At 41.5% G+C, this 24,182-nt stretch carries 30 protein-coding genes; 15 read left to right on the top strand and 15 right to left on the bottom strand.

From position 1 onward, the window contains the following. The first annotated feature begins 26 nt into the window (after positions 1 to 26). Genes tusD through CYCME_RS10905 form a run of 4 tightly spaced genes read left to right on the top strand, consistent with a single transcriptional unit; the run spans position 27 to position 1,384 of the window. Positions 27 to 419, top strand: a complete 393-nt coding sequence (gene tusD, locus CYCME_RS10920) for a sulfurtransferase complex subunit TusD (RefSeq protein WP_015005215.1) — start codon at positions 27 to 29, stop codon at positions 417 to 419. Position 420: 1 nt separating this feature from the next. Then, positions 421 to 777: a sulfurtransferase complex subunit TusC gene (gene tusC / locus CYCME_RS10915; RefSeq protein ID WP_223253189.1), complete on the top strand. Its 357-nt coding sequence runs from the start codon at positions 421 to 423 to the stop codon at positions 775 to 777. Further along, entirely contained in the window at positions 777 to 1,067 is a 291-nt protein-coding gene (gene tusB / locus CYCME_RS10910) for a sulfurtransferase complex subunit TusB (protein WP_015005217.1), read from the top strand. The genes tusC and tusB overlap by 1 nt, the downstream gene beginning before the upstream one ends. After that, complete coding sequence (locus tag CYCME_RS10905; protein ID WP_015005218.1) at positions 1,067 to 1,384, top strand: TusE/DsrC/DsvC family sulfur relay protein; 318 nt, start codon at positions 1,067 to 1,069, stop codon at positions 1,382 to 1,384. The genes tusB and CYCME_RS10905 overlap by 1 nt, the downstream gene beginning before the upstream one ends. A gap of 10 nt (positions 1,385 to 1,394) precedes the next feature. Here CYCME_RS10905 and CYCME_RS10900 read toward each other — a convergent pair whose 3' ends face one another. Together CYCME_RS10900 and grxC are read right to left on the bottom strand one after the other, a co-directional pair. Next, positions 1,395 to 1,787 carry an RNA-binding S4 domain-containing protein gene (locus CYCME_RS10900; RefSeq protein ID WP_020933045.1) on the bottom strand — a complete coding sequence of 131 codons (393 nt, stop codon included), beginning with the start codon at positions 1,785 to 1,787 and terminating at the stop codon, positions 1,395 to 1,397. A gap of 7 nt (positions 1,788 to 1,794) precedes the next feature. Continuing rightward, positions 1,795 to 2,046: a glutaredoxin 3 gene (gene grxC / locus CYCME_RS10895; RefSeq protein WP_020933044.1), complete on the bottom strand. Its 252-nt coding sequence runs from the start codon at positions 2,044 to 2,046 to the stop codon at positions 1,795 to 1,797. A gap of 155 nt (positions 2,047 to 2,201) precedes the next feature. On the opposite strand from grxC, the gene CYCME_RS10890 reads away from it, so the two are divergent. The 7 genes from CYCME_RS10890 to CYCME_RS10860 all read left to right on the top strand — a co-directional run bounded on the left by CYCME_RS10890 (position 2,202) and on the right by CYCME_RS10860 (position 7,676). Next, positions 2,202 to 2,519 carry a c-type cytochrome gene (locus CYCME_RS10890; protein WP_015005221.1) on the top strand — a complete coding sequence of 106 codons (318 nt, stop codon included), beginning with the start codon at positions 2,202 to 2,204 and terminating at the stop codon, positions 2,517 to 2,519. A 30-nt stretch (positions 2,520 to 2,549) separates the two neighbouring features. Beyond that, entirely contained in the window at positions 2,550 to 2,879 is a 330-nt protein-coding gene (locus CYCME_RS10885) for a c-type cytochrome (RefSeq protein ID WP_015005222.1), read from the top strand. A gap of 80 nt (positions 2,880 to 2,959) precedes the next feature. Further along, positions 2,960 to 3,325, top strand: coding sequence for a toxin-antitoxin system YwqK family antitoxin (locus tag CYCME_RS10880; RefSeq protein WP_015005223.1), 366 nt, complete (start codon positions 2,960 to 2,962; stop codon positions 3,323 to 3,325). Positions 3,326 to 3,418: 93 nt separating this feature from the next. After that, positions 3,419 to 5,143 (top strand): PHA/PHB synthase family protein, encoded by a 1,725-nt coding sequence (locus CYCME_RS10875; protein ID WP_015005224.1) that lies wholly within the window; start codon positions 3,419 to 3,421, stop codon positions 5,141 to 5,143. Positions 5,144 to 5,256: 113 nt separating this feature from the next. Continuing rightward, entirely contained in the window at positions 5,257 to 5,451 is a 195-nt protein-coding gene (locus tag CYCME_RS10870; protein ID WP_223253188.1) for a DUF1289 domain-containing protein, read from the top strand. Between the two features lie 97 nt (positions 5,452 to 5,548). Next, complete coding sequence (locus CYCME_RS10865; RefSeq protein WP_015005226.1) at positions 5,549 to 5,932, top strand: DUF6394 family protein; 384 nt, start codon at positions 5,549 to 5,551, stop codon at positions 5,930 to 5,932. A 10-nt stretch (positions 5,933 to 5,942) separates the two neighbouring features. Next, positions 5,943 to 7,676, top strand: coding sequence for a potassium channel family protein (locus tag CYCME_RS10860; RefSeq protein WP_020933042.1), 1,734 nt, complete (start codon positions 5,943 to 5,945; stop codon positions 7,674 to 7,676). A gap of 87 nt (positions 7,677 to 7,763) precedes the next feature. Here CYCME_RS10860 and CYCME_RS10855 read toward each other — a convergent pair whose 3' ends face one another. Further along, positions 7,764 to 8,630 (bottom strand): alpha/beta fold hydrolase, encoded by an 867-nt coding sequence (locus CYCME_RS10855; RefSeq protein WP_020933041.1) that lies wholly within the window; start codon positions 8,628 to 8,630, stop codon positions 7,764 to 7,766. An 82-nt stretch (positions 8,631 to 8,712) separates the two neighbouring features. On the opposite strand from CYCME_RS10855, the gene bktB reads away from it, so the two are divergent. Then, positions 8,713 to 9,900: a beta-ketothiolase BktB gene (bktB, locus tag CYCME_RS10850; protein ID WP_020933040.1), complete on the top strand. Its 1,188-nt coding sequence runs from the start codon at positions 8,713 to 8,715 to the stop codon at positions 9,898 to 9,900. Positions 9,901 to 9,964: 64 nt separating this feature from the next. On the opposite strand, the gene ispH is transcribed toward bktB, so the two are convergent. Genes ispH through rraA form a run of 3 tightly spaced genes read right to left on the bottom strand, consistent with a single transcriptional unit; the run spans position 9,965 to position 11,953 of the window. After that, on the bottom strand, positions 9,965 to 10,903 hold the full coding sequence (gene ispH / locus CYCME_RS10845; RefSeq protein ID WP_020933039.1) for a 4-hydroxy-3-methylbut-2-enyl diphosphate reductase: 939 nt from the start codon (positions 10,901 to 10,903) through the stop codon (positions 9,965 to 9,967). Beyond that, entirely contained in the window at positions 10,904 to 11,470 is a 567-nt protein-coding gene (locus tag CYCME_RS10840; RefSeq protein WP_020933038.1) for a cob(I)yrinic acid a,c-diamide adenosyltransferase, read from the bottom strand. Between the two features lie 3 nt (positions 11,471 to 11,473). Continuing rightward, the gene (gene rraA, locus CYCME_RS10835) at positions 11,474 to 11,953 is read right to left on the bottom strand and encodes a ribonuclease E activity regulator RraA (protein WP_020933037.1); all 480 of its coding nucleotides are present in this window, start codon (positions 11,951 to 11,953) and stop codon (positions 11,474 to 11,476) included. A gap of 1,085 nt (positions 11,954 to 13,038) precedes the next feature. On the opposite strand from rraA, the gene CYCME_RS10825 reads away from it, so the two are divergent. Both CYCME_RS10825 and CYCME_RS10820 read left to right on the top strand, forming a co-directional pair. Continuing rightward, the gene (locus CYCME_RS10825; RefSeq protein ID WP_020933035.1) at positions 13,039 to 13,800 is read left to right on the top strand and encodes a hypothetical protein; all 762 of its coding nucleotides are present in this window, start codon (positions 13,039 to 13,041) and stop codon (positions 13,798 to 13,800) included. A gap of 72 nt (positions 13,801 to 13,872) precedes the next feature. After that, the gene (locus CYCME_RS10820; protein ID WP_016389896.1) at positions 13,873 to 14,916 is read left to right on the top strand and encodes an MBL fold metallo-hydrolase; all 1,044 of its coding nucleotides are present in this window, start codon (positions 13,873 to 13,875) and stop codon (positions 14,914 to 14,916) included. Between the two features lie 116 nt (positions 14,917 to 15,032). Here the strand turns inward: CYCME_RS10820 and panD are convergent, their stop codons facing one another. The 8 genes from panD to CYCME_RS10780 all read right to left on the bottom strand — a co-directional run bounded on the left by panD (position 15,033) and on the right by CYCME_RS10780 (position 22,114). After that, positions 15,033 to 15,413, bottom strand: a complete 381-nt coding sequence (panD, locus tag CYCME_RS10815; RefSeq protein WP_015005236.1) for an aspartate 1-decarboxylase — start codon at positions 15,411 to 15,413, stop codon at positions 15,033 to 15,035. 123 nt (positions 15,414 to 15,536) lie between these two features. After that, positions 15,537 to 17,285, bottom strand: coding sequence for a mechanosensitive ion channel family protein (locus tag CYCME_RS10810; RefSeq protein WP_020933034.1), 1,749 nt, complete (start codon positions 17,283 to 17,285; stop codon positions 15,537 to 15,539). Between the two features lie 12 nt (positions 17,286 to 17,297). After that, positions 17,298 to 18,149 (bottom strand): pantoate--beta-alanine ligase, encoded by an 852-nt coding sequence (gene panC, locus CYCME_RS10805; protein WP_020933033.1) that lies wholly within the window; start codon positions 18,147 to 18,149, stop codon positions 17,298 to 17,300. Positions 18,150 to 18,151: 2 nt separating this feature from the next. Next, positions 18,152 to 18,964, bottom strand: a complete 813-nt coding sequence (gene panB, locus CYCME_RS10800; RefSeq protein WP_041932966.1) for a 3-methyl-2-oxobutanoate hydroxymethyltransferase — start codon at positions 18,962 to 18,964, stop codon at positions 18,152 to 18,154. An 18-nt stretch (positions 18,965 to 18,982) separates the two neighbouring features. Then, positions 18,983 to 19,648, bottom strand: a complete 666-nt coding sequence (locus tag CYCME_RS10795; protein WP_015005240.1) for a deoxynucleoside kinase — start codon at positions 19,646 to 19,648, stop codon at positions 18,983 to 18,985. A gap of 70 nt (positions 19,649 to 19,718) precedes the next feature. Further along, positions 19,719 to 20,222 carry a 2-amino-4-hydroxy-6-hydroxymethyldihydropteridine diphosphokinase gene (gene folK, locus CYCME_RS10790; RefSeq protein WP_020933031.1) on the bottom strand — a complete coding sequence of 168 codons (504 nt, stop codon included), beginning with the start codon at positions 20,220 to 20,222 and terminating at the stop codon, positions 19,719 to 19,721. A 1-nt stretch (position 20,223) separates the two neighbouring features. Then, positions 20,224 to 21,528, bottom strand: coding sequence for a polynucleotide adenylyltransferase PcnB (gene pcnB, locus CYCME_RS10785; RefSeq protein WP_015005242.1), 1,305 nt, complete (start codon positions 21,526 to 21,528; stop codon positions 20,224 to 20,226). Positions 21,529 to 21,682: 154 nt separating this feature from the next. Further along, a complete protein-coding gene (locus tag CYCME_RS10780) occupies positions 21,683 to 22,114 on the bottom strand; it encodes an acyl-CoA thioesterase (protein WP_020933030.1) in 432 nt (143 codons plus the stop codon). Between the two features lie 85 nt (positions 22,115 to 22,199). Between CYCME_RS10780 and CYCME_RS10775 the strand changes: the two genes are divergently transcribed. Continuing rightward, entirely contained in the window at positions 22,200 to 23,084 is an 885-nt protein-coding gene (locus CYCME_RS10775) for a DMT family transporter (RefSeq protein ID WP_015005244.1), read from the top strand. Between the two features lie 2 nt (positions 23,085 to 23,086). Here CYCME_RS10775 and CYCME_RS10770 read toward each other — a convergent pair whose 3' ends face one another. Then, complete coding sequence (locus CYCME_RS10770; protein WP_020161810.1) at positions 23,087 to 24,019, bottom strand: cation diffusion facilitator family transporter; 933 nt, start codon at positions 24,017 to 24,019, stop codon at positions 23,087 to 23,089. Positions 24,020 to 24,182 lie beyond the last annotated feature (163 nt).

The raw sequence follows: 24,182 nt of genomic DNA, 5'->3' as shown, positions 1-24,182 counted from the left end.
TGTAATTGAGTTTAAATGCAAGTTAAATGAAAATCTCTATTCAGATCAATGCAAGCCCCTACCAATATCAAGCAGCGGATACGGCGTGGCACTTTATTGAAGCGGCGATTGCCAGTGGGCATGACATATACCGGGTGTTTTTTTACCATGATGGCATTTTTAATGCCTGCCGTGATTCACGCCCACCGGGTGATGAAAGGGATATTGTAAAAAGGTGGACGGCCTTACAAGCAGAAAAAGGTGTGGATTTAGTGGTGTGCGTTTCATCAGCGCAGCGAAGAGGTTTGCTTGAAAAAACTGTCGCTCACAAAGTATCGGGTTACGAAAATGCCTTGGCGGATGGGTTTCGAATCGCAGGGTTAGGTTTGTTAATGGAGGCGGTTATTGAGTCGGACCGTCATGTTACTTTTGGGGCTTGAAGTGAAAACGCTATTTTTTATTTTTAATAAAGGGTTTCATGGAAATGTGCGAGGTCATGAGTTTTTAGATATGGCATTAATGGCGGCGGCTTTTGACCAAAAGGTTGTTATCTTGTTTGAAGGTGAAGCTGTGAATGCCTTAGTTAAAAACCAGCAGCCTGAAAATATTGCCTTAAAAAACATGACACCTATATTAAAGGCCTTGCCGTTATATGATATTAATGACGTGTTTGTTGAAAAAGAGTCAATGGATCAATGGGGCTTAGTGAAGGAACAGCTGACCATTGAAACTACGTTGGTTTCTCGTCATGAGATGGTTGAACAACTTAATGCAGCACACCATGTATTCAGTATCTGATGTTATATATTGTTAATAAAAGAACCGAGGCCCTAGACAGTTGCATTGAAAGAGTGATGTCAAATGATGTTGTCTTATTAATTGAAGAAGCTGTTTTAGCTACGGTCATTACAAAGCCACCGTCCATTTTATCTAAACCTATCGATCAGGTTCAGATCTATGCGTTAAGCCCTGATATGAAAGCGAGAGGCATTGATGTTAACCGCTGCTATGAGCATATTCGGTATGTTGATTATGCAGGCTTTGTTGAGTTAGTAGAAAATAATAATCCTGTTAGGTCTTGCTGTTGATGTTAGTGCAGTTAAAACGCGATGAATATGGCTTTTTGCAGAATAGAAGCGACTGGAGCGAGGCCGTGGCTGAGGCAATGGCGAAAGAAGATGAGCTATTACTGACGCCATTGCATTGGGAAATTATTCATTTTGCGCAAGCATACTACGATGAATTTAATCACCAACCCAATGCGCGATTATTTGGCCAAGCGATCAAGAAGAGATTGGGCGCTGAAAAAGGGTCGTCTATTTATTTATATAAATTATTTCCAAACGGACCATTAAAATACGCCAATAAATATGCGGGGTTACCTATTCCACCTTCATGCATATAAAGACGCTGTATTAATCCGTTTGTTTAAATCGGTGAATTTGCCGTCGCTGTTTTTTATTAGGCCGTTCAGAGCGGGGCATAGAGGCGTTCATGTCTTTATTGAGTGCTTTCAGCGCGTGACGTTGTTGAAGGCTTTCATCGCTTTCTTTGTACAAAAGGACGGCTTCTTTGGCGGGGCGACGTTGAGGGTTTAAGCCGACAATCTTAACCGTCCATTGATAACCAGCCTTATGGATTTGCAGGCTATCATCAATGCGAACTTCTTTACTGGGTTTGCTTCGTTGACCGTTGAGGTGGATTTTTCCACCTGAAATCGCTTCGGTGGCGAGCCGTCGTGTCTTAAAAAAACGAGCAGCCCATAACCAAGTATCTAAACGCTGTTTTGTTAGAACGTTTTCAGTCACTAGATAATTAAGCGAGTAACTCGTCTAGTTTTCCGCGACTTTCTAAATCGTAAATTTCTGTGCAATCACCAACGTGTTTGTCACCATTAAAAATTTGCGGAACGGTAGAGCGCTGACTTTTTTGTATCATTTCAGCTCTTTTGTTTGGGTCATTTGCAATGGAAATTTCAGTAAATGGAATGTTTTTATTATTTAACAAACGTTTAGCCTGAGTGCAATAAGGACATAAAGAAGAAGTGTATATAGTGATCTTGGACATAGGAGGTCGATAGCGTTAAATTAATTTCAGTTAATTTTAACAGATTTGGAAGGGAAATCTGTTGGATTAACGGGTTTATGCTAGCGCTATGGGCCTGTTTTCAGTAGAATCACGGCATGTTGAAGAATTAATAAAATCATAGAGAGAAAGAGTCAATGAAGCGATTATTAGTAAGTTTATTGGTGTTGGGAATGGCGTTTTCTGTAACGGCAAACGCAGCGGGTGATGTTGCCGCTGGAACAATTAAAGGGCAAACCTGCCTTGGTTGTCACGGTGTGGAAAATTACAACAATGCGTATCCAACCTATCATGTGCCAAGATTGGGTGGTCAGCATGCTGGCTATCTGGTAACTGCCATGAAAGCCTATAAAAACGGTACACGCACCCATGCCACCATGCATGGTAATGTGGCTGATTTATCAGAGCAAGATATGCAAGATATTGCGGCATATTTTGAGCAAGACGGAAAATAAACGTTAATATTAAAGATCACGAGGAAGAAAATGAAACAATTAAATAAGATGATTTTTACCGTATTGCTTACTGTGGTATCTGTCAGTGCTATAGCAGCGGGTGATATTCAAGCAGGCAAAGAAAAGTCAACAGCCTGTGCAGCATGCCACGGTGTAAGTGGGGTGAGTGCTAGCCCGATGTTTCCTACTATTGCTGGGCAACATGCAGATTATATGGTTCATACGTTAAAAGGATATCAATCGGGGCTACGTAATGACCCTATTATGCGAGCTTCAGTTGCGGCGCTGACTGAAGAGGATATCGTTGATTTAGCAGCTTATTTTGCCAGTCAAGAAGGCTTGAAAACACTGAAAAAATAAGACTTAAATTTAAAATTAGTAGATACAAAAAACGCGCATTCTTGCGCGTTTTTTGTATCTATAAAATATAAGGATGGACAATGAGTCAAGACGTTAGCGTGAAACTTAAGCACAATAATGATGGGAAGCTCATAGAGGAGTGTGAATACCTCGGTGAGGTTATGCATGGAAAGCGAACAATTTGGCACCCCTCTGGCGTGAAAATTTCTGAAACAGATTTTATTCAAGGTGTTATGCAAGGCCATCATACATCATGGTATTTAACAGGGCATATTGCACTAACCGCAACTGTTGCACAGGGTAATTATCATGGCCTCTTTACTGCGTATTGGCCAAACGGCGAAATGCGTGAACAAGGTCATTTTGATAAGGGGGAGCGAACGGGTGTATTTAAATCTTGGTCTGATAATGGTGAACTATTAGCTGAAAAAAACTATGATCAATAAAATTCCGTTGTAGCCATTTTCTGGTAAAGGGCGAAAAAAAAGCATACAATGATGCAACGCAATAAAATGATTAATTAAATTGGAGGCGGGCAAATGGATGATAAATCCCCACAAGAAATATTTGAGAAAATGGCGGAAAAAGGCCATAACATGTTTAAAGATTTTTCAGCGGCGGAATCAAAAGAAATGTTGTCTCAGTTTGGGAATGCATGGAATACAATTGTTACACGTGCCATGGAGAGTCCTGAAGAGTGGGTGAAAACGATGTCTGGTTTTTACCAAGATCAATTTAACCTCTGGATTAATATGTTTAATCCAGCGAGTCAATCTACAGTTCATCCAGAGCGCGGCGACCGTCGTTTCTCAGGTGATGAATGGGAAGAAAGCCCCGTTCATAATTACTTGAAGCAGTCCTATTTATTATCGAGCCGTTGGCTAACAGGCTTGGTTGAAAACTCAACGCTGGATGAGAAAACTAAGCAAAAGTGCGATTTTTACACGCGCCAATTTATTGATGCGATGTCGCCATCTAATTTTGCCTTAACGAACCCAGAAGTGTTGAAAGAAACCATAGAGTCTAATGGTCAGAATTTGGTTGCAGGGCTTGAAAACCTAATGTCTGATATAGATAAAGGGCGTATCAGCATGACCGATGAGTCAAAGTTTACATTAGGTGAAAACTTGGCGACTACACCCGGCTCGGTGGTGTTTGAAAACAAGCTGATTCAATTGGTTCACTTTAAGCCGATGACTGAGAAAGTGAATGAGCGTCCTATTTTAATTATTCCGCCATGCATTAATAAATATTATATTCTTGATTTGTCTGAACATAATTCATATGTTCGTTACTGTTTAGAACAAGGCAATGATGTTTATATTATCTCTTGGAGAAACCCAGATGAGTCCTTGGGTGATGTTACTTGGGATGAATATATTTCTGTTGGGACAATACCTGCTATTGATGCAGTGAAAGAAATTTCTGGTGCGAAGAAAATCAATGCGGTTTCTTGGTGTATAGGTGGCACGATGTTAGCGACAACAATGTCTGTGTTGGCTTCAAAACGCAAAAAGCCAATAGCAACAGCAACATTTTTTACAACCTTATTAGATTTTTCTGACCCGGGCGAATTGGGTGTATTTATCGATGAGTCTCAGGTTCAACAACATGAACACAAACTAAAAGAAGGCGGTGTCATGCCGGGTAAGCAACTGGCATCAACCTTTGCAATGCTACGTGCGAATGACCTTGTATGGAGTTATGTTGTTAATAACTACCTAAAAGGGAAAACGCCACCTCCATTCGATATTTTATTTTGGAATGGTGATTCAACTAATATGACATCTGCGATGTACACATGGTATTTGCGCAATATGTATTTAGAAAATAATTTGGCAAAACCGGGTGGTGTTGAACTTTGTGGTGTTAAGGTTGATTTAGGGAAGATTGATTGTCCTGTGTATTTCTTGTCGGCTATTGAAGATCATATTGCTCCGTGGAAAACTACGTTTATTGGTACAGAGTTGGTTAAATCTGAGTCGATAGAATTTGTTTTGGCGGCAAGTGGTCATGTGGCGGGTGTTATTAACCCTGCGAGTAAAAACAAACGTCATTTCTGGAAAGACGGTGAGCTGGGTAAAGGGCCTGAGCATTGGTTAGAGTCAGCGGAGGAAGTGCCAGGAAGCTGGTGGCCACATTGGGATGCGTGGTTGAAAGCTAATGGTAATAAAACAGTAGATGCCCCCTCTCAATTAGGGACAGATAAATACCCAGAGTTAGAACCTGCACCGGGGTCATTTGTTATGGCGAAAGCCAGTTAGCGTTAAGTTTTATTGAAGCTTCACCTGACAACTTAGCTTAGCTATGTGATTATAGAAGCCACCGTTTATACGGTGGCTTTTTCATGTGTAAAAAAGAAACGGTTGGAGTGGTTATGAAATCCCCTTGTGTCAGGCAGTGTACGTTAAATGAAAACGACATGTGTCTTGGTTGTGGGCGAATGCTTGGTGAAATCACATCATGGGTATCTTTTTCGGAGCAAAAACGTGCTGAGGTTATGACGCAGTGTCAAAATCGTTTGCAGGCATTAAAAACATGGAAGCCAGGTTTAGTCGATCAAAAGAAGTGAGGTGGCTGGTAAATGAATTAACCCTCAATAGGCCCTTGATTACCTAAACCTTAGGGGTAAACTAATTGACTTATATAATATAGATTGGAGGGTTTGCATGAATGCCGAAAAAGTTGTTTTCAGTTTCTTTATTGTTTTAGCACTGACACTGAATTTTGGTTTTTTTCTGGGTAAGTTGGGCAACCCAACAGACCATAATATCTATGTGCTATTCGCTACAATTTTCGTTAACCTTGTTGCGATGGGCTTGAAACTGGGAGATCGTTCGCAAGTGGGTGCTGTTTTATTGTCGACAAGTATAGTCGCTAATTTACAATTACTTGCAGGGGCCTTCGTGTGGGGTTATGTAACACAAATTTCAGAGACTGGATTGACGGCAGACAATACCTCAGTGATTGTTTCATTATCAGGTGGTGCATTGGTTGCTAACATTGTTTCTGTGGTGATGTTAGTGTCAGAAACACTTATGTCACGACGTTAAAAGTACGACTATGTCAGGCTCATCACTGGGTAGAGTATCGTTCATCGTGCTGCGCCATATGCGCACACCGATTATTATTTTTATATCTGTGTATGCTTTGTGCATTTTAGGGATGGTGTTAGTGCCCGGTCTGCCGGATGCAAATGGTCAAACGACGTATATGTCGTTTTTCCATGCGTATTATTTCCTTGCGTATACCGCTACAACAACAGGGTTTGGGGAATTACCTAGGCCCTTTAGTGATGCACAAAGAATATGGGCAATTTGCTGCTTATATATTAGTGTCATTACTTGGCTGTATACGGTCGGGAAAATAATTTCTTTATTAAAGAATCCCTATTTATATTCGGCTTTTGCTGAAGAGAAGTTTATACGAGCGGTTAGAAAAAAAAGCAGAGATTATTATTTGGTGTGTGGCTTTGGAGATACAGGCAGTCTCTTATTGCGTGGTTTGACCAATGCAGGCTTTTCCGCGGTTGTTTTAGAGTTGGACAATGAACGTATTAAAGCGCTCGATTTGCGTAACTATAAATCCAAGGTATTGGGGCTTTGCGCAGACGCAACGGTACCGCGCTATTTGCTAGATGCTGGTATTGAAAGGGATAAGTGTATCGGTGTCTTAATTTTGTCCAATGATGAAGAAGCTAATCTAAAAGTAGCTGTGTCGGCGAGAATATTAAGGCCTGATATTAAAATTATTTGTCGTTCAACCTCAGCAGAAAATGAGAGTGAAATTTTAGCCATTGGTGGGGACACGCATGTTGTTGATCCATTTCGTGTTTTTGCAAGTTACCTCAGCTTAATCATTTATAACCCCACCGTACATACATTGAATGAATGGATGTCAGGAGAGCCAGGGGCAACATTGGATCGCAATATTTGCCCACTGAAAGCAGGTCGGTGGATTTTGTGTGGGCATGGTCGGATGGGACAAATTGTTTATAAGAAACTCTGTGAAAAAGGGATTGATCTGACGGTAGTTGAACCACTGGTTGAAAATGTTGAGGAGATTGCCGATCACGCTGTCTTAGGAAGAGCAAACTTAGAAAACTTAAATAAAGCAGGGTTGAAGGGCTGTGTGGGTTTAGTCGCCGGTACAGACAACGATACGTTCAACTTAAGCATGGTACATCAAGCGAATAGGGAAAACCCATCGCTGTTTTCTATCGTCAGGCAAAACAGACATGTTAACGAAGTGCTGTTTAAAAAAGCAGATGTAGACTATATTTTGCAACCCAGTTTAGTCATCGCTCGAATGGTTTTATTTATGCTGATGGCGCCATTATTGAAATCCTTTTTTGCACACCTTAGGTTATTGTATGAGAATGACCCCTCAAAACTTGCAGATATAACCAATAGACTCGCAATAGAGGTAGGCGGCAATTTTCCAGCCATCAGGACGTATATTCTTGACAAGAAAACAGCCCCTGCAGTGTGTGCCAAGCTATCAAATAATGGCGAGGTTAGTTTAGGCGATATTTACAAAAAACCATCGAACAGAGAAAACGCGTTAAAAATGGTTCCGTTAGTTCTTCGTCGGGGGAAGGTGATTAAAGTATTACCTGCCAATGATTTGCAGTTAAGAGTGAATGATGAAATATTATTTTGTATGCAGCCAAAAGAAAAAATATTTCTAGAGTCTAACTTGTCCAATAGATATACCCTAGAGTACTTGTTAACAGGGAAAGATCCAGCGCGAGGCCATTTGTTTAAATGGCTGGAAAGAAAAAACATAGTGAGTTAACCGTGTTTAGAGTATAAAGATAGTAGCCCTGCTCAAACGATAAAGCTGTTTGGTTCGGCTTTATACCCAAAGGGGCATAAGTCTCTCTCAAACGATAAAGCTGTTTGGTTCGGCTTTATCAAGCCATTGTTCAATTGAGTGAATATCAGCATTATTCATGAGTGCTGGAGAGTGGGCTGTATTCGGTATTTCTAAAAACTCAGCATTAGGGTGTTGTTCAAGCATTTGTTCAGTTGTTGAGCGTGCTAACAGGTCAGAGTTTTCGCCGCGAATAATCAAGGCTCGCTGCTGAATATTATTCCATATAGGCCATAAATCGATATCCTCAATGGGTTGATGGTTAAAGGCGAGAGAAATATTGGGGTCATAATTAAGCGTTATTTGCCCATTATCTAATTTCTTTTGCCCATAACGTAACAAATGTTTCCATTGTTCATCGCTTAGGTCTCCAAAGCCAGCGTAGGTGGTTCGCATATAGTTCTCAAGCTCTTGGGCTGTATCATAATAAGGTAGTTTGCCAACATAGTTAGCGATACGAATTAAGGCGGCCTTAGGGATAAACGGGCCAACATCATTGAGGATTAACGATTTAATGGGTGAGTTTTCCAACGAGGCGAGCATCATGCCTAATAGGCCACCCATTGAGGTGCCTAGCCAATCAATTTTGTTGGCACCTGTTCGAGCAATAATCATTAAAGCATCTACGATATATTGTTTGTAATCATAGGCTGATTTATCGTTTAACCAATCACTTTCACCACGGCCGGGTAAATCAAAACAGATGACTCTACGTTCAGTAGATAGTTTATTAGCCAGTGCATCAAAATCATGCTTGTTACGTGTTAAACCATGCGAACAAACAAGAATATTGGGGTTATCTTTGCTACCCCAATCGGTGTAAGCAAGGTGGTGTAAGCCTTCAGTGGAACAGCTAGTAAGGTATTGAGTTTTCATGTTATTTGATGATTTATTGCTGCGATGCATCTATAATCGAACTGTTGTTTTATAAAGCATAACCTAAAATTTGGAGAGAAGCATGAGTGAAGTAAGAGAGGTTGTCGTACTAAGCGCTGTCAGAACTGCGATTGGTGATTTTGGTGGAAGTTTAAAAACCGTAGAGCCGAGCACCTTAGCGGCCATTACGCTCAAGGAAAGTGTTGCCAGATCAGGTATTGAACCTGCAGAGGTTGGTATGGTGGTGATGGGTACGGTTGTTCCTGAAGAAGAGAGGGCGCCTTATACTGCTCGTATTGCACAAATTGAAGCGGGTATTCCTTGTGAAACATCTTGTGTTGCGGTCAACAGGCTCTGTGGCAGTGGTATGCAAGCTATTGTGGATGCTGCGCAAGGGATTATGCTAGGTGATTATGACGTTGCCATTGGTGCCGGTGTTGAATCAATGAGTAACTCCTTGTACGCCTTACCTGGCGCTCGTTGGGGGCAAAAAATGGGTGCTGGTCAAATGATTGATTTAATGATCTCCGCATTAACTGATCCATTTGGAACAGGTCATATGGGGATGACGGCTGAAAACTTAGCAGATAAATACAATATTTCTCGAGAAGACCAAGACGCATTAGCCGTAATGAGTCATCAAAATGCAGCGCGTGCACAAGCAGAAGGTCGTTTTGATAGTCAAATTGTTCCAGTAGAAATTAAAACGCGTAAGGGTGTGACGGTCTTTGATAAAGACGAGCATGTTCGTCCTGATATCAGCGTTGAGAAGTTATCTGGTATGCGCCCAGCCTTTAAGAAAGACGGTAGCATCACAGCGGGTAATGCATCGGGCATTAACGATGCGTCGTCTGCAATGGTATTGATGGCTAAAGAGGCAGCAGAAGCGCGTGGTTTAAAACCGATGGCAAAATTAGTGGCTTACTCCCATGCTGGTGTTGAACCAGAAATTATGGGGATTGGTCCTGTACCTGCTGTTGAGAAAATTTTATCGGCAACAGGTTTGACGATTGGCGATATTGATGTGTTTGAGGTGAATGAAGCGTTTGCTGCCCAGGCGTTAAGCGTTTGTCGAGAACTTGACCTTCCAATGGATAAGGTGAATGTTAACGGAAGTGGGATTTCATTAGGTCACCCAATTGGGGCATCTGCAAATATTATTGTTGTAAAAGCACTGCATGAATTAGAGCGTGTTCAAGGCAAATACGCATTGGCTACTTTGTGTATTGGTGGTGGGCAAGGTATTGCGACTCTTTGGGAACGCATGTAGTTTAATAGCGCTAGGCATAAAAAAACGGGCTCTAAGCCCGTTTTTTTATGCTCTAAAAAGAACATTATTTTTGTAGAGCTTTAGGTAAGGAAAACGTTACCTTTTCTTGAATACCAGGGGTTTCAAGAGCTGTTTCACCACCCCAGCATTTAAGTTGATCGATGACTCGTTGAACGAGTTCTTCAGGTGCGGAGGCTCCCGCTGTTACGCCGATACTGTGTACGCCTTCTAGCCAACGCTTATCAATATCCTCTGAGCCATCAATCAGGTAAGCAGGTTTGCCAAGTTTTTCAGCAATTTCGCGAAGCCTGTTTGAGTTTGAACTATTCGGTGAGCCAACGACTAATACTAAATCTGATTTTTCGGAGAGTTCTTTGACGGCATCTTGGCGGTTTTGTGTGGCATAACAAATATCGCTTTTTTTAGGACCAGTAATATGTGGGAATTTATCACGTAAAGCATCAATAATTGAACTGGTATCATCCATTGAAAGGGTTGTCTGTGTTACATAAGAAAGCCCTGCATCTGCTGGTATTTCTAATGACTCTACATCCTCAGGGGATTCTACGAGCATAATTCGAACATCTGGGTTTTGTTGTTCATAGCGCCCCATTGTGCCTTCTACTTCTGGATGGCCTTTGTGTCCAATGAGGATAACGCAACGGCCTTTTTTTGCATTACTAACAACTTCCATATGGACTTTAGTTACCAAAGGGCAGGTCGCATCAAAAACATTTAATTGACGGCGCTTTGCTTCGTCTTCTACTGCTTTAGAGACGCCGTGAGCGCTAAAGATAACAGTAGAGTGATTAGGGACTTCGTTGAGCTCATCAACAAAAATAGCACCTCTTTTCTTGAGGTTTTCTACCACAAAACGGTTATGTACGACTTCGTGTCGAACGTATATAGGTGAACCGAGTAATTCAAGTGCGCGTTCGACGATTTCAATGGCTCGATCAACACCGGCGCAGAAACCACGAGGGTTAGCTAAAAATATTTGCATTTATTTGTGACCTTCTGTCGGTTGGCGATTTTTATCCCAGAGGGTTTCTGATTGGCCATCTTGGCGGACCAATACTCGGGATAAAACGAATAATAAATCGGATAGTCTGTTGAGGTATTTTATAACGGGTGGATTGATTTTTTCTTCTCGCATTAGGCGCACAACAATTCGCTCAGATCGCCTGCATACGGTTCTTGCAATATGGCAGCTTGCTGCTGCGAGATTACCACCGGGTAAAATAAACTCTTTTAATGCGGGTAGTGTTGCATTGTGTTCGTCTAGAACTTTTTCGAGCAAATCCGTGTGGCTGTCGTTGATAGCGCTATAGCCTGGTACGCATAATTCACTGCCTAGGTCAAAAAGATCGTGTTGTATGTCCAGCAGTTGATCGGCTATCTTTTTTTCTATGCCGAAGGCAATCACTAGGCTAATTTGACTGTTCAATTCGTCAACAGTGCCATATGCCTCAACACGTAGTGAGTCTTTGTCTACCCGAGTACCATCTCCTAAGCCAGTGGTGCCAGCATCACCAGTTCGGGTGTAAATTTTAGAAAGCCGATGTCCCATAAATTAAAGTAGAGCCTTTTTTGAAAGAATAATGCCATCCTCGTCTGCATAAAGGTAGTGGCCAGGGTTAAAAGTGACGCCAGCAAAGGTGAGAGGAATGTTTTTATCTCCCCAGCCCTTTTTAATACTTTTTAGAGGGTTGGTTTGTAATGCACGTACTCCAATAGGCATTTTATTTATATCAACGGAATCTCGAATGCACCCATAGATAATGACACCACTCCAGCCATTTTGGTGCCCCATTTCAGCAAGCATGTCGCCAAGCAGAGCGCAACGTAAAGAACCTCCACCATCTACGACTAAAACATCGCCGTTTACTTTTTGGGATAGCATTTCACGAACGAATACATTGTCTTCGAAGACTTTTACCGTTTGAATAGTGCCATTAAAGGTTTTATGACCACCAAAAGACTGAAACATGGGGGTCGCAATCTGCAGGTTATCTGAATAGTCATCACATAGGTCTGCTGTTTTAAAAGTCATGATTTTTAACTCGTAGAGTACACTTTTATGCATTATAAACTAGTTTTTTTTGTAAACAGTGCCACTTTTCCCTAGTTGAGATAAATGAGAGCCTTTTGTTTTTAAAATATAAATCAGGTGTAGATGTGATGACATTTCTGTTATCTAGTATTTAGGTGCTGATGATAGAATCATATTGTCTTTTAGCGTTGATACGGGTATTTAAATTATAGAAGTAAAAAGATAATCATAAAATCAAAGCTATTAATATAGCTTTGATGATTCCTTAAGACGTTTCAATGCTGGAAAGTGGTTATTAATTTAAAGATTCCTGAGGTCAAAATATGCTTGATGATACATAAAGTATATTTTGAATGAAAAGAACGTTAACTCAAACGACCAGAAATTTACAAATGTTGTTTGGTGTACTAATGACGTTGTCATTTTTAATTTGTGAAGAAGTATAATCAGATGTTAAAGGGTTCTATTGTTATAAGCAGGAAGAGAAGTTAAATTGGTGTTTTTCAAAGCTTAAAAAACTTAACTGGGTAATTAACACATTTAGGCTGCTTTAAAATAAGCTTATCGTCTACGTTGTACCCAACCCCAGTTATTAGATCGACGGTCTATATTTGATCGTCGATCTGATATTTCTTCAAACCTGATCATGTTTCTTCGGTCAGTTTTTTTGCGTCGTTGATAAAGAAGCTTCCTCTTTTGGATTAAACCAACATGTTTGCAAGGGCACCTATTTTTTGAGCAATTGTCTAGTGGTAATTCGGGAACGCAATTAATAGGAAGTGGTTTTTTAAGAAGCTTTAGGGCGGCCTCACAACAGTTTATTTCAGTAGCACAATCAATATAAAAACCCCAGTATCGTTTAGAATTAATCATAGTTTGAATTCGTTGTTGCTGAAGTTTTATGGGGGAGTTGGATGCGCGAAGTTTTTTTTTATTTTTATAGTAAAAAAGTGCTGATGCTACTAATAAGAGAAGAATAAAAGCTATAAACATGAGAATGTCTCGCCAATCAGATAACTGTAATTATATGATCTTTAATGAATACCGCAAATTTAGTCAGTTTTTTAAATACTTTGCATAGTAATATGAAATTACTCAGGATTATATTGTTATTACTGATCCTTGTTTTTGTCGCTTTTTATAGCAAATTGCAACGTCTTGATACCATGGCTTGGATTAAACCATTAGAGGTATCTATTTACCCTATTAATGCTGGCGGGGACGTATTAACAGGTCAATATGTTAATGCCTTAACGGCTCAAGACTTTCTCAGTCTAAATCAGTTTTTCAAGGTGCAATGGGCGACATATAGGGAATTTGATGCGGACCCTATCGTTATTACACTAAAGCCAGAAATCATGCAGCAACCACCCTTTCCACCAACAGATGGTAATATATTAAATGTGATTTTCTGGAGTCTACGCTTACGGTTTTGGTCATACCAACAGGCTGTCGATAGTCATAGAAACACAGTGAATATTTTTGTGCGTTATCATCCAGTCAATGCTAATCAGCCGTTAGCACATTCGTTGGGTTTGCAAAAAGGTTTGATTGGCGTGGTCAATGCGTATGCTTCAGCTGAGTATGATGAGCAGAATAATTTGGTTATTGCACATGAGTTATTGCATACAGTGGGCGCGTCGGATAAATATAGTTTAACAACGGGGCAGCCGAGTTACCCAAGTGGTTTTGCATCACCTAATCTGCGCTATCGTCAGTCAAAGGCCGAGATAATGGCGGGTAAGATTCCAATCAATGAAGACGAGTCAATTATGCCAGAGTCGTTAAAACAATCTGTGATAGGTGTAGAAACAGCGAGAGAGATAGGATGGATTAACGCTAATTGATGAGATAAATCATGGATTGATATAAGTCATTAATATAAGGTAATAGACAATTAGAATAAAAGGGGTTGTATTATGTTTTTTCAAGAATTAAATAATATCAACTGTAAGACATATTTAATAGCGGACTTAGATGCTGGGCAGGCCGCTATCATTGACCCGGTTGATAGCTATATAGATCGCTACCTTGCGATATTAGCCTATCACCGCCTTACATTAAAATTTGTCGCAGATACGCATACGCATGCCGACCATCGTTCAGCCTGTACAGCCCTTAGGCGATTAACGAACTGCCTTGTGATGATGCATGAGCTATCACCACAACCAACAGTAGATAAGCGCTATATTGATGGTGATGAGTTAACGGTTGGTAATATACATATTAAAGTGCTGCATACCCCCGGGCATACTCCAGATAGCGTTAGTTTCTATGTTAATGATGACAGGGTTTTAACGGGCGATGTTATTTTGATCCAAGGCACAGGGCGGTCAGATTTTGCTGGTGGAAATGCTGGTGATCAATATGACTCTATTACGGATAAAATTTTTACTCTGCCTGATAAAACCTTGTTATTCCCTGCGCATGATTACCGTGGCAATACAGAAACAACGGTTGGTTTAGAGAAGGCAACAAATCCGCGAATAGCGGGGAAAACGCGCGAGGAATATATCGAGATTATGGATAATTTGAACCTGCCACTTCCTGAAAAAATTCAAGAAGTTTTACAGATCAACCAAAGCGAGGTCGATGATGACCTTATTAAATTTCCAATGATTGCAGAGTTAAATCAAGTATTACAAATGGAACCCGCCGCGGTAAAAAATCGACTCGAAGAAACCACCGATAACTGCGTAATTATTGATGTAAGAGAGGACTCTGAGTTCACTGGTGAGCTTGGGCATATAGCCGGTAGTCGTTTAATTCCAATGCGCTCATTACCTAAAGTAATAGAAGATTTGGAGCCACTTAAAAAGAAAGAAGTTATCCTAGTGTGTCGGTCAGGCGCTAGAAGTACGACTGCAGCCGCCATTTTAAAAGGGCTGGGGTTTCATAATGTTAAGAATATGAAAGGTGGCATGCTGGCGTGGAATAAGCTTGCGTTTCCAGTTGAGCGATAACCGTTAAAGAACCTATTAAAAAGCAAATTGGTCGCTTATAGGCTTAAGTACAAGTTGTTTATTAGGCATAAAAAAACCCGGTGAACTCTCACCGGGTTTTGATTAATATGTTTGAACTATGCTGCCTGCACAGGAATGGCGTTTTTTGTTTCTTTAACGCCATTATTATCGTCAAGGTATACCAGGCAAGGTTTAAAGGTAGCCAGTTCTGCTTCGCTGTATTCTGAATAAGCGCAAATAATTAAAATATCGCCTTCTGTTGCGCGACGTGCAGCCGCACCATTAACAGAAATAATACCGCTGTTATCTTCTGCTCTAATAGCATATGTAGTGAAGCGTTCGCCATTATTAACATTATAAATGTCAATTTGTTGGTACTCACGAATACCTGAAAGATCGAGTAGGCTTCCATCAATAGCACAGGATCCTTCATAATGAAGTTCGCTGTGAGTTACAGTAGCTCTATGTAACTTTGTTTGTAACATCGTAGAACGCATAAAAATAAGCTAGATTGACTAAATAGGAGGGGAATTATGCCTCATATGTCGTTTTTCATCAACAATAATGTGCATATGCAATAATTCTTTATAAATCATAGGGCTATAAAATTTAAATATTCGTTAGAACTTTACTGGCGGGGGTTTATTGTCTGGGTCTATCGATTGAGAAACAATGTCTTTTGCAGAGCGTTTGAATTGTTCTGACAGTGTATTTATAGAAGAGTCAGAAGGGACTGTCGTGCTTTCTTTGCTATTGTCAGCTACATCGTTTGGCGTTAATAAATGTAAGGTTTGTGTTGGGAATGCAATGTCAACATGCTGTGCTTTTGCCAGACGTAATATATCTAATAGAAAACGCTGACGCTCTCGTAATTCGGTACTCCAATCAGGTGTTTCCCAAAAGACATAAACAAGAACATCTAGCGAAGAGGCGCCCAGTGAATTGAGGTAAACATGAAAATAATCTTTTCTCATGTATGGGTGCAGTCTAATAATTTCTCTTACACCCTCGCAGAAGGCTTCAATTTTATCGGGAGGTGTATCGTACGTTAAAGCTACGTTACAGCTAAGTCGGCGATAGCGGCGCTGCCCCATATTGTCGACCTTTGCATTGATAAAAATAGCATTAGGCAACGTAATAAGGGAATCATAAAAGGTGCGTATTTTGGTGCTTCGTAACCCCACTTCTTCGACACTGCCCTCGATATCGTTAACGACGATCCAATCGCCATTATGGAAGGTTTGATCGAGAATAACCGTGATCGAGCCGAATAAGTTTTGTACGACGTCTTTTGCAGCCAGAGCAAATGCTAAACCGCCAAGGCCTAAACTGGCCAGTAGGCTTGAAACGTTCAAATTTAAATTAGAAGCAATAAAGGTAATGCCTATGACAGTGACGAAAACTTTTAAAGTTTTTCTAATAAGAGGAACAAGAACATCATCTACTTTATTGTCAGTTTTGCTGGCTTGGTAATGTAAATAGAGAGTGACGAAATCAACCAGTCTATAAGCACCCCAAACACCCGCAATGCCTGCGAGAACTTTAACGGCAACCAATAAAATAACCATTGCCTGTTCTGGCAGTGCAAGGAGGTTTAAACCAGCCCACCAAATAGCAGCCATGGCGAGCATCGCCAACGGCCTAAGCATATCTTCAGGTGCTTCTTTGAAGGCCGGCGTCTTAGTTTTTCTGCGGAAATTTAACACCATTAATTGCAGTGAGAAAGCGGCAACTTTGTCAGCGATAACGCCGAGCGCGATAGACAATAAAACCCCTAACCATTTCCAATTTTCAAGCAAGAAAGAGCGCGTTTTAAGGGTGTCGGGTAATTGCCGACGAAATTGAATATGCCAAGGAATAAACTGTGCGTTTTGATCCTCAACTTTTAGGGTTTTTTTAGACGCTAGTTGGTCAATAATGTTGGGGAGCGATGAAAGCGTTTCTTGGCTAAACAACCAACGATCATTGTATGATTTAACAATACTGATAGTGTCATTTTTGTATTGAGCAAAGACGTAGGGAGCGCCTGATTTATTATCTGGAATGTTCTCAAGCTTTACGATGCGGGTTTTATCAATGGCTTCAAGTAACATCCATGCTAGGTCACGGCCTTTTTCATCTCGAACCAGTGGGTTGATAGCTGATAAATCTAGTGTGCTGATGGCCTTATTAATTTTTTCTGGCTGACCACGTTTAATATCATTCATGCTGTGCAAGAATGTTGCAAAAGTATCCCTTGGCGAACTAAGGCCTAATGCTTCTGCGCTGACCACCTGATGGTCATTGTCATGCTCTGTAGAGTCAGCATTTTCTGCAAAGCAAAGGCTGGTGTTGAGAAGAAGTATAAGGGTCAGTAACGTATATTTCATGGTTAATAATGCTTATGAACGGTTAACGTATATGTTGTCGATTAGCCTTGTTGAACCCAGAAAAGCTGCTGCAAGAATAATAATTTCTTTATCGTTTTCAGTGGCGGGCCTAAGTTCGTTGCGCTGATAAATTTGTAGGTAGTCGGGTTTAAAACCAGCTTCGATTAAGTCTGTTATGGCATGACTTTCTAGGCTTTTTAAATCATGGTTTCCTTCAATAATTTCTTGTTTAATGGTCTGTAAAAGTTGATGAAGACGAGGGGCTATTCGTCGCTCTTTTTCAGATAAGTAACCATTACGAGAACTCATGGCTAATCCATCAGGTTCTCTAACGATTGGTTTTCCGATAATCTTGATGGGGATATTTAAGTCATTCACCATACGACGAATAACGGCCAATTGCTGATAATCTTTCTCACCAAATATAGCAATGTCAGCACGGGTAATGTTAAACAATTTGGACACAATGGTGGTCACCCCATCAAAATGCCCGGGTCGTGAAGCGCCACATAAAACTTGGGTCATATTGGGAACGTGTACGTGGGTTGTTTGATCGCCACCTAACGGGTACATTTCATCAATGTTGGGTGCAAAAAGAATGCTTGTATTGAGCGCATCAAGCTTGTCGCAGTCATCTTGAAAGGTACGCGGGTAGCTATCTAAGTCTTCGTTGGCACCAAATTGTGTAGGGTTAACGAATAAGGTTACCACAACGATATCAGCGTGTTGTTGAGCAGTTTTAACCAACGCAAGGTGCCCTTCGTGTAAGTTCCCCATGGTGGGTACGACAGCAATTTTTTTATTTGCTTGCCGGTGTTTATAGAGGGCGTTTTGTAATTCTTTAATGGTTGCTACAACAAGCATAGTTAAAACGAGTGTTCTTCTGCAGGGAATGTTTTATTTTTTACAGCTTCAACATAGGCGTTAACGGCGGCTGAAACATTACCTGCCTCAAGCATAAAATCTTTACTAAAGTTGGGGCGTTTACCAGCAGTAATATCCAACATATCATAGCTGACCAAGACTTGCCCGTCGCACTCAACACCTGCGCCAATACCGATAATAGGGATACTAACAGAGGCGGTAATTCTTTTAGCTAAGGATGAAGGAATGCACTCAACAACAATTGCACTGGCACCGGCTTGTTCAAGACACTTAGCGTCTTCAATCATTATGTTTGCCTGTGTGTCATCCTTACCTTGGACGCGATACCCGCCTAATTGGTTGACCGACTGTGGTAATAACCCAAGGTGTCCGCAGACGGGAATGCCCTGATCGACAATATGTTGAACACTGTCGAGAATTTTTTGGCCACCTTCAAGCTTAACCATATTGGCGTAGCCTTGCTGCATTAAAATAGCTGCATTATCAACCGCTGTATGAGGATCGGGGTAACTCATAAACGGTAGGTCAGTGACCAACAGAGCGCGTTCTAAGCCGCGTGAAACAATTTTTGAGTGATAAGCCATTTCTTCTACTGTAACAGGAACGGTGCTTGACTGGCCCTGGACAACCATGCCGAGTGAGTCTCCAACCAGTACCATTTCAACGCCCGTTTTATCAAGAATATGCGCAAAACTGGCATCATAAGCGGTAAGGCTGACAATTTTTTCGCCACGTTTTTTCATGGTGAGTAAGTCGGTATTGGTGATTTTTTTATGGCTTGAATGTTGGCTCATGTCGATCTCAAAAAGGGGTTATAAAATGGGTAAGGGGTTTAAATAGTGGCGACCTGCGCGTGTAGAGCAGATGTGTTTTAGCAGTTGCTCGTAGTCCTCATCGTTATCAACAGGGTTGATGTCGCTTGCGTTGACGATAAGTAAGGGCCCTGAATCATAATGATGGAAAAATTCAGTGTAAGCATTGGAGAGTTTTTGTAGGTACTCTCCGCTGATATTCTTTTCGTGCTTAATGCCGCGTTTTCTTATTCTAGATTGTAAAGTATTAACGGGGGCTTGTAAGTAGACGACCAAGTCGGCTTTTGTTGTTTGTATGGCAAGTGATTGATACATTTGATCATATAATTTGTACTCTTCATCCGTTAGGGTGAGCTTCGCAAATAAACGATCTTTTTCGAGCATAAAATCAGCCACAACACCTGTTGAGAAAAGCTCATTTTGGCTTAATTCGTTCCATTGTTTTGCTCGTTCCGTTAAAAAATGCAGTTGAACGGGTAATGCGGATTGGTTGGTGTGCGTATAGAAATGTTCTAAAAAGGGGTTTTCATCGGCTTTTTCCAGCGCGAGGTCGCACGAAAAACTTGCTGCAAGTTTTTTCGCTAAGCTGCTTTTGCCGACGCCAATAGGGCCTTCAACAGCAATGAACTTGGGTGGGTGAGCGGTTTCTAAAGTGTGATTATCCAAGGTTTAATGCTTTCTATGAGAGAGGAGAGAACTTTGCACGATACGACGATATGTTTCAAGCCATCATCGGTTAAATTTTGGCTGAATCGAGACGTGTGGGTGCGCTGTCATTCAACTTGTCTATTAAGGTTTGAACAGGGCCTAAGGTAGGGATGTTGAGATCTTTGTTTAGTTCAATTAATGGGTATAAAACAAAAGCTCTAGAAGCGATCCCAGGGTGAGGGAGTGTCAGTTCTGGGTCTTGAGAAACCAGTGCATCATAAAGCAATATATCTAAATCTAATGTTCTTGCGCCCCAACGCCCCGAGTCCCGTGTTCTACCGTGTTGATTTTCGATGGCTTGTAATGAATTTAATAGCTCATAGGGCGTAAGCGAGGTACTGATTTTAGCCACAGCATTAGTGTAGTCAGGCTGATCTTGAGGCCCCATCGGGGGCGTTTGGTACAAGCTGGAGACCAACTCAAGCGAGCAGTTTTTTAGTTGCTTAATGCGCTCAATAGCCGTTAGTACTTGCTGCGTAGGGTTTGATAAATTGCTACCCAATCCAATATAGGCGGAAACAGAGTGTTGCACGTTAAAGCTCAGTGTTGTTTGGTTTAGGGGGCTTCTTGCGTGATTTTCTTTTATGTTTGAACTGATTGGGCCGTGTCATTAGCTTTTGTTCAGTAGGGTCTAGTGTTTGGATATGAGTCCACCAATCGGCAATTTTTTCATCCACCTCTCCGTACTGCGCCCTTAATAGCATAAAATCATAAGCCGCACGAAAGCGCGGATGTTCTAAAAAGCGCAAACATCGCACGCCAATTTGCTTATGAAAGCGTGGTTGCAAAGCCCAAACCTCACGCATGGGTGTGGTCATCCGCTTTGGGATAGCTAGTCGGCTAACCTGGTGTGCAATGACTTCATTGGCTGCTGCATGAATGGCCTGCGTATCATTACTGAATGATGACCTGTTTTGTTCAATAAGCCGGCGGACAGGTTCCCAGAGCAAGGTGGCCAATAAAAAATAAGGGGTGACGTGTTGCTGATTCTTTAAGCGGGTTTCTGTGTTGCTCATGGCTTGTTTAAGAAGCCCAAGTGGTTTATCAGAAGTAGCTTTTTTAAGACATAAGTCGGTCTGCGGGAAAAGCGCTTCAAATAGACCATATTGACGGAGTGCGTCGAAAATTTGATTTGCGTCTGTATTGAGGAAAAGTTTGAGTGTTTCATCATACAAACGAGCAGAAGGAATATCTTTTAGCAACGGTGCCATTTCGAGCATAGGTGCGGCGGTGTCGTTTTCTATTTGAAAGTTTAACTTTGCTTGAAACCGAACAGCGCGAAGGAGCCTTACCGGGTCTTCTTTAAAGCGGGTGACAGGGTCGCCCATTAGCCGTAAGACTCTATTTTGATGGTCTTTAATGCCGCCAACGTAATCAATAACGGTCTTTTTCTTAGGGTCTAAATACAGCGCGTTAACGGTAAAATCACGGCGCCAAGCATCTTCTTCTAAGGTTCCATAAACATTATCACGCAATAGGCGGCCATCTCGATGAGCATGGCTGTCATTTTTATCGTGTTTAACGTGAGGCCCGCGAAAAGTCGCTACTTCAATAATATGGCGACCAAAATGAATATGTGCGAGCCGAAAACGGCGGCCAATTAATCGGCAGTTTTTGAATAGCGCTTGGACTTCTTCAGGTTCGGCATTGGTGGAAACATCGAAGTCTTTAGGGTGTAGTCCTAATAATAAGTCGCGAACACAACCGCCAACTAAATAAGCTTCAAAGCCTGCTTTAACCAAGCGGTCAGTAATTGAAACAGCGTGGCGGTCAAGTTTATCGGCAGATAAACCGAGTTCATGTAATGTGTAAGTGGTTGGTTTATGTTGAGTTAACAAATTAGTTTTTAATGTAGTCAGTAGTCAATGATTAGGTTCTTGATGAACAATTGTATTGTAACGTATATTAGCAATAGGGTTGTTTTGCGTTATTTTTGCCATTTCTAAGCGTTTTGGACGTGCTAAAGAATGCCTGTATAACGGGTATGTGTTTTTATAAGTCCGGGTCGATGAGCTGTTTAAACTCCTTAGGCATGGCGCTTATTTTTTTCTTATGGTAATCCATAAACAGTAAGCCTGTCTTCGCAGTGGCAATAATGGTTTCCCCGTTATTCTTACTGACTTGATAGAGCATATTGAAGCCGCAACGGCTTGGGTCTTCTATGGCAATGTTGATGTTTAGCTGGTCAGGGTGAAAAGCTTCAGCTTGGTAGCAGATAGATAAATCGGCCATGATGATGCCCAAGCCAGCAATGTTTGACTCTTGCATGCCAACGTGGATAAAAAATTGGGCGCGAGCTTCATGCAGCATTGAAATGAGCTTGTCGTGTGCTAGATGCTGGCCGTAATTAATATCGCCGATGCGAACAGGTAACGTACAACTGAATAAGGTGTGTTCTGGGTACGTGATAGATAATCTGGTCATGTCGCCCTCAATATTGATTGGTGATTCACATTATAGAGGAGCATTATGTAATGCTATATTGTATTTTTCTAAATGGGCCAAGAATGTGAATAAATTATTATCTTCTGCATGGGTTTTATTGATCTTAATAGTGATTATTTGGGGGGTAAATTGGCCGATTATAAAAATTGGTTTAAGGTCGATAGATCCCCTTTGGTTCGCGGCTGCACGATTGGGTATAGCGCTGGTTACTATTTCGGTTTTACTTTTATTCTTGGGACGTTTAAAACGGCCGCATCGGCAGGATGTTCCTATTGTTTTAGGTGTCGGGGTGATGCAGTTTGCTGTCTTTGTAACCTTAATAAATATGGGCTTAACTGAGGTGAATGCTGGAAGGGCCGCGTTACTGGCTTATACCACGCCATTGTGGGTGACGCCTGGCGCCTATTTTGTTTTAAAAGAACCGGTCTCGCGAATAAAGTTGGTCGGGGCAGCTGTTGGAATTTGCGGTCTATTAATTCTGTTTAACCCATTAGGTTTTGATTGGAATGATGCCTCGGTGGTTAAGGGCAATATATTATTGTTAGTGGCGGCGATGGTTTGGGCAATATCTATTTTGCATATTAGACAACATAAATGGAAAGGCAGTGTGCTGGAGTTAACGCCCTGGCAAATTATGGTGGCTTTACTGATCGTGGTGCCCTACGCTTGGTTTTCTAATACACAAGCTGTTGTTTGGAGTGCTGAGTTGGTGCTTATTTTGTTATATAACGGCATGCTGGCGACGGCGCTGGCTCAATGGGCATCCATAAGGGCAACGCAAATTTTACCGGCGATGACTGTTTCGCTAGGCTTGCTAATGGTGCCATTAATGGGGATATTATCGTCAACCATATGGCTTGGTGAGCCGTTTACCATGACTTTAGGGCTAGGAGCGGCGCTTATTGTCGGGGGGTTGCTGTTGCAAATTAATTTTAGGAAGCAGCGATAAACTTAACGCTGCGGGGTTTTGGTTACTGATGAGCTGATGGTGTGTGCTTCAATAAACACGCGTTTAACAGGCGGATATTTTTGTTTGATCTGCAAATCCATGTTGGCAATGGTTTGTTCTAGTTGGCCAGTTGATAGGTCGTCTTTAAAGTTGACGTTTAGCGTCGCTATAATGAAGTCTGGCCCCATATGCATGGTGAGTAATTCATGAATCGACTCAACAGTGTCATAATGACTAACAATACGTCGAATATCACTGACTAACTCTGGATTAGCACTTTCACCGATCAATAAACTTTTAGTTTCGTAAGCAAGCCAAATGGCAGTTCCTGCTAGAATTAAGCCAATAATGACAGAGGCGATACCATCGAATAATGGGTTGCCAGTGTAATAAGAGGCAGCTATGCCTAGAAAGGCAATCAACAGGCCGAGCATGGCAGCAGAGTCTTCAAATAATACAACAAACATAGACGGGTCTTTGCCACGCTGTACGGCTTCAAGGTATCCCCATTTGCCCTTGCTGCGAGTGAATTCATTTAAGGCAAAAAACCATGCGACACCTTCAAAAACGAAGGCTAGGCCTAAGACCCAAAAGCTTAGCGTTGGGTCGCCCATTGGTGTGGGGGCAATAATATGGTGAATACCTTCATATATAGAAACACCCGCGCCAACCGCAAAAATAAGGATGGCGACGACAAAGCTCCAAAAATATATTTCTTTGCCGTAACCGAAAGGGAATTGTTTGTCAGCAGGTTGTTTGGCCTTTTTTAAACCGTGTAACAGTAGCACTTGGTTGCCCGTGTCGACCAGCGAATGAATACCTTCAGAGAGCATAGCAGAGCTACCCGAGTAGAAAGCAGCAATAAATTTAGTAATGGAGATGAGGCTGTTGCCAATGAGCGCCGCGTAGATAACTTTCTTAGAAGATGAGGACATGGGCCAAATAAGGTGATAATAATGCAGCAAGTGTCACCATATTTTGTTTGCTTGTAAAGCCTTATGCAATTTGCAAGGACAGCAATAAAAGCGCTATTGGGTATAAGGAGAATAAAACAGAAAGAAAACTGCGTAAATAATCGTAACGGCGGTATCTTCTAGC

The sequence above is a fragment of the Cycloclasticus zancles 78-ME genome, assembly GCF_000442595.1.
Classification (GTDB): Bacteria; Pseudomonadota; Gammaproteobacteria; order Methylococcales; family Cycloclasticaceae; genus Cycloclasticus; species Cycloclasticus pugetii.
Note: the sequence above shows the minus strand (reverse complement) of the source record. Positions and strands in the feature narration are given on the sequence as shown.

What these genes read in the sequence shown, in the direction of transcription:
- CYCME_RS10885 (WP_015005222.1), top strand. Translation starts at nt 2,550, where the DNA reads ATGAAACAATTAAATAAGATGATTTTTACCGTATTGCTTACTGTGGTA.
- panB (WP_041932966.1), bottom strand. Translation starts at nt 18,964, where the DNA reads ATGAGCCAACATTCAAGCCATAAAAAAATCACCAATACCGACTTACTC.
- CYCME_RS10865 (WP_015005226.1), top strand. Translation starts at nt 5,549, where the DNA reads ATGAATGCCGAAAAAGTTGTTTTCAGTTTCTTTATTGTTTTAGCACTG.
- CYCME_RS10825 (WP_020933035.1), top strand. Translation starts at nt 13,039, where the DNA reads ATGAAATTACTCAGGATTATATTGTTATTACTGATCCTTGTTTTTGTC.
- CYCME_RS10870 (WP_223253188.1), top strand. Translation starts at nt 5,257, where the DNA reads ATGAAATCCCCTTGTGTCAGGCAGTGTACGTTAAATGAAAACGACATG.
- grxC (WP_020933044.1), bottom strand. Translation starts at nt 2,046, where the DNA reads ATGTCCAAGATCACTATATACACTTCTTCTTTATGTCCTTATTGCACT.
- rraA (WP_020933037.1), bottom strand. Translation starts at nt 11,953, where the DNA reads ATGACTTTTAAAACAGCAGACCTATGTGATGACTATTCAGATAACCTG.
- CYCME_RS10840 (WP_020933038.1), bottom strand. Translation starts at nt 11,470, where the DNA reads ATGGGACATCGGCTTTCTAAAATTTACACCCGAACTGGTGATGCTGGC.
- tusD (WP_015005215.1), top strand. Translation starts at nt 27, where the DNA reads ATGAAAATCTCTATTCAGATCAATGCAAGCCCCTACCAATATCAAGCA.
- CYCME_RS10855 (WP_020933041.1), bottom strand. Translation starts at nt 8,630, where the DNA reads ATGAAAACTCAATACCTTACTAGCTGTTCCACTGAAGGCTTACACCAC.
- CYCME_RS10770 (WP_020161810.1), bottom strand. Translation starts at nt 24,019, where the DNA reads ATGTCCTCATCTTCTAAGAAAGTTATCTACGCGGCGCTCATTGGCAAC.
- CYCME_RS10810 (WP_020933034.1), bottom strand. Translation starts at nt 17,285, where the DNA reads ATGAAATATACGTTACTGACCCTTATACTTCTTCTCAACACCAGCCTT.
- CYCME_RS10820 (WP_016389896.1), top strand. Translation starts at nt 13,873, where the DNA reads ATGTTTTTTCAAGAATTAAATAATATCAACTGTAAGACATATTTAATA.
- CYCME_RS10880 (WP_015005223.1), top strand. Translation starts at nt 2,960, where the DNA reads ATGAGTCAAGACGTTAGCGTGAAACTTAAGCACAATAATGATGGGAAG.
- ispH (WP_020933039.1), bottom strand. Translation starts at nt 10,903, where the DNA reads ATGCAAATATTTTTAGCTAACCCTCGTGGTTTCTGCGCCGGTGTTGAT.
- CYCME_RS10875 (WP_015005224.1), top strand. Translation starts at nt 3,419, where the DNA reads ATGGATGATAAATCCCCACAAGAAATATTTGAGAAAATGGCGGAAAAA.
- bktB (WP_020933040.1), top strand. Translation starts at nt 8,713, where the DNA reads ATGAGTGAAGTAAGAGAGGTTGTCGTACTAAGCGCTGTCAGAACTGCG.
- tusB (WP_015005217.1), top strand. Translation starts at nt 777, where the DNA reads ATGTTATATATTGTTAATAAAAGAACCGAGGCCCTAGACAGTTGCATT.
- CYCME_RS10905 (WP_015005218.1), top strand. Translation starts at nt 1,067, where the DNA reads ATGTTAGTGCAGTTAAAACGCGATGAATATGGCTTTTTGCAGAATAGA.
- CYCME_RS10890 (WP_015005221.1), top strand. Translation starts at nt 2,202, where the DNA reads ATGAAGCGATTATTAGTAAGTTTATTGGTGTTGGGAATGGCGTTTTCT.
- panD (WP_015005236.1), bottom strand. Translation starts at nt 15,413, where the DNA reads ATGCGTTCTACGATGTTACAAACAAAGTTACATAGAGCTACTGTAACT.
- CYCME_RS10860 (WP_020933042.1), top strand. Translation starts at nt 5,943, where the DNA reads ATGTCAGGCTCATCACTGGGTAGAGTATCGTTCATCGTGCTGCGCCAT.
- panC (WP_020933033.1), bottom strand. Translation starts at nt 18,149, where the DNA reads ATGCTTGTTGTAGCAACCATTAAAGAATTACAAAACGCCCTCTATAAA.
- CYCME_RS10780 (WP_020933030.1), bottom strand. Translation starts at nt 22,114, where the DNA reads ATGACCAGATTATCTATCACGTACCCAGAACACACCTTATTCAGTTGT.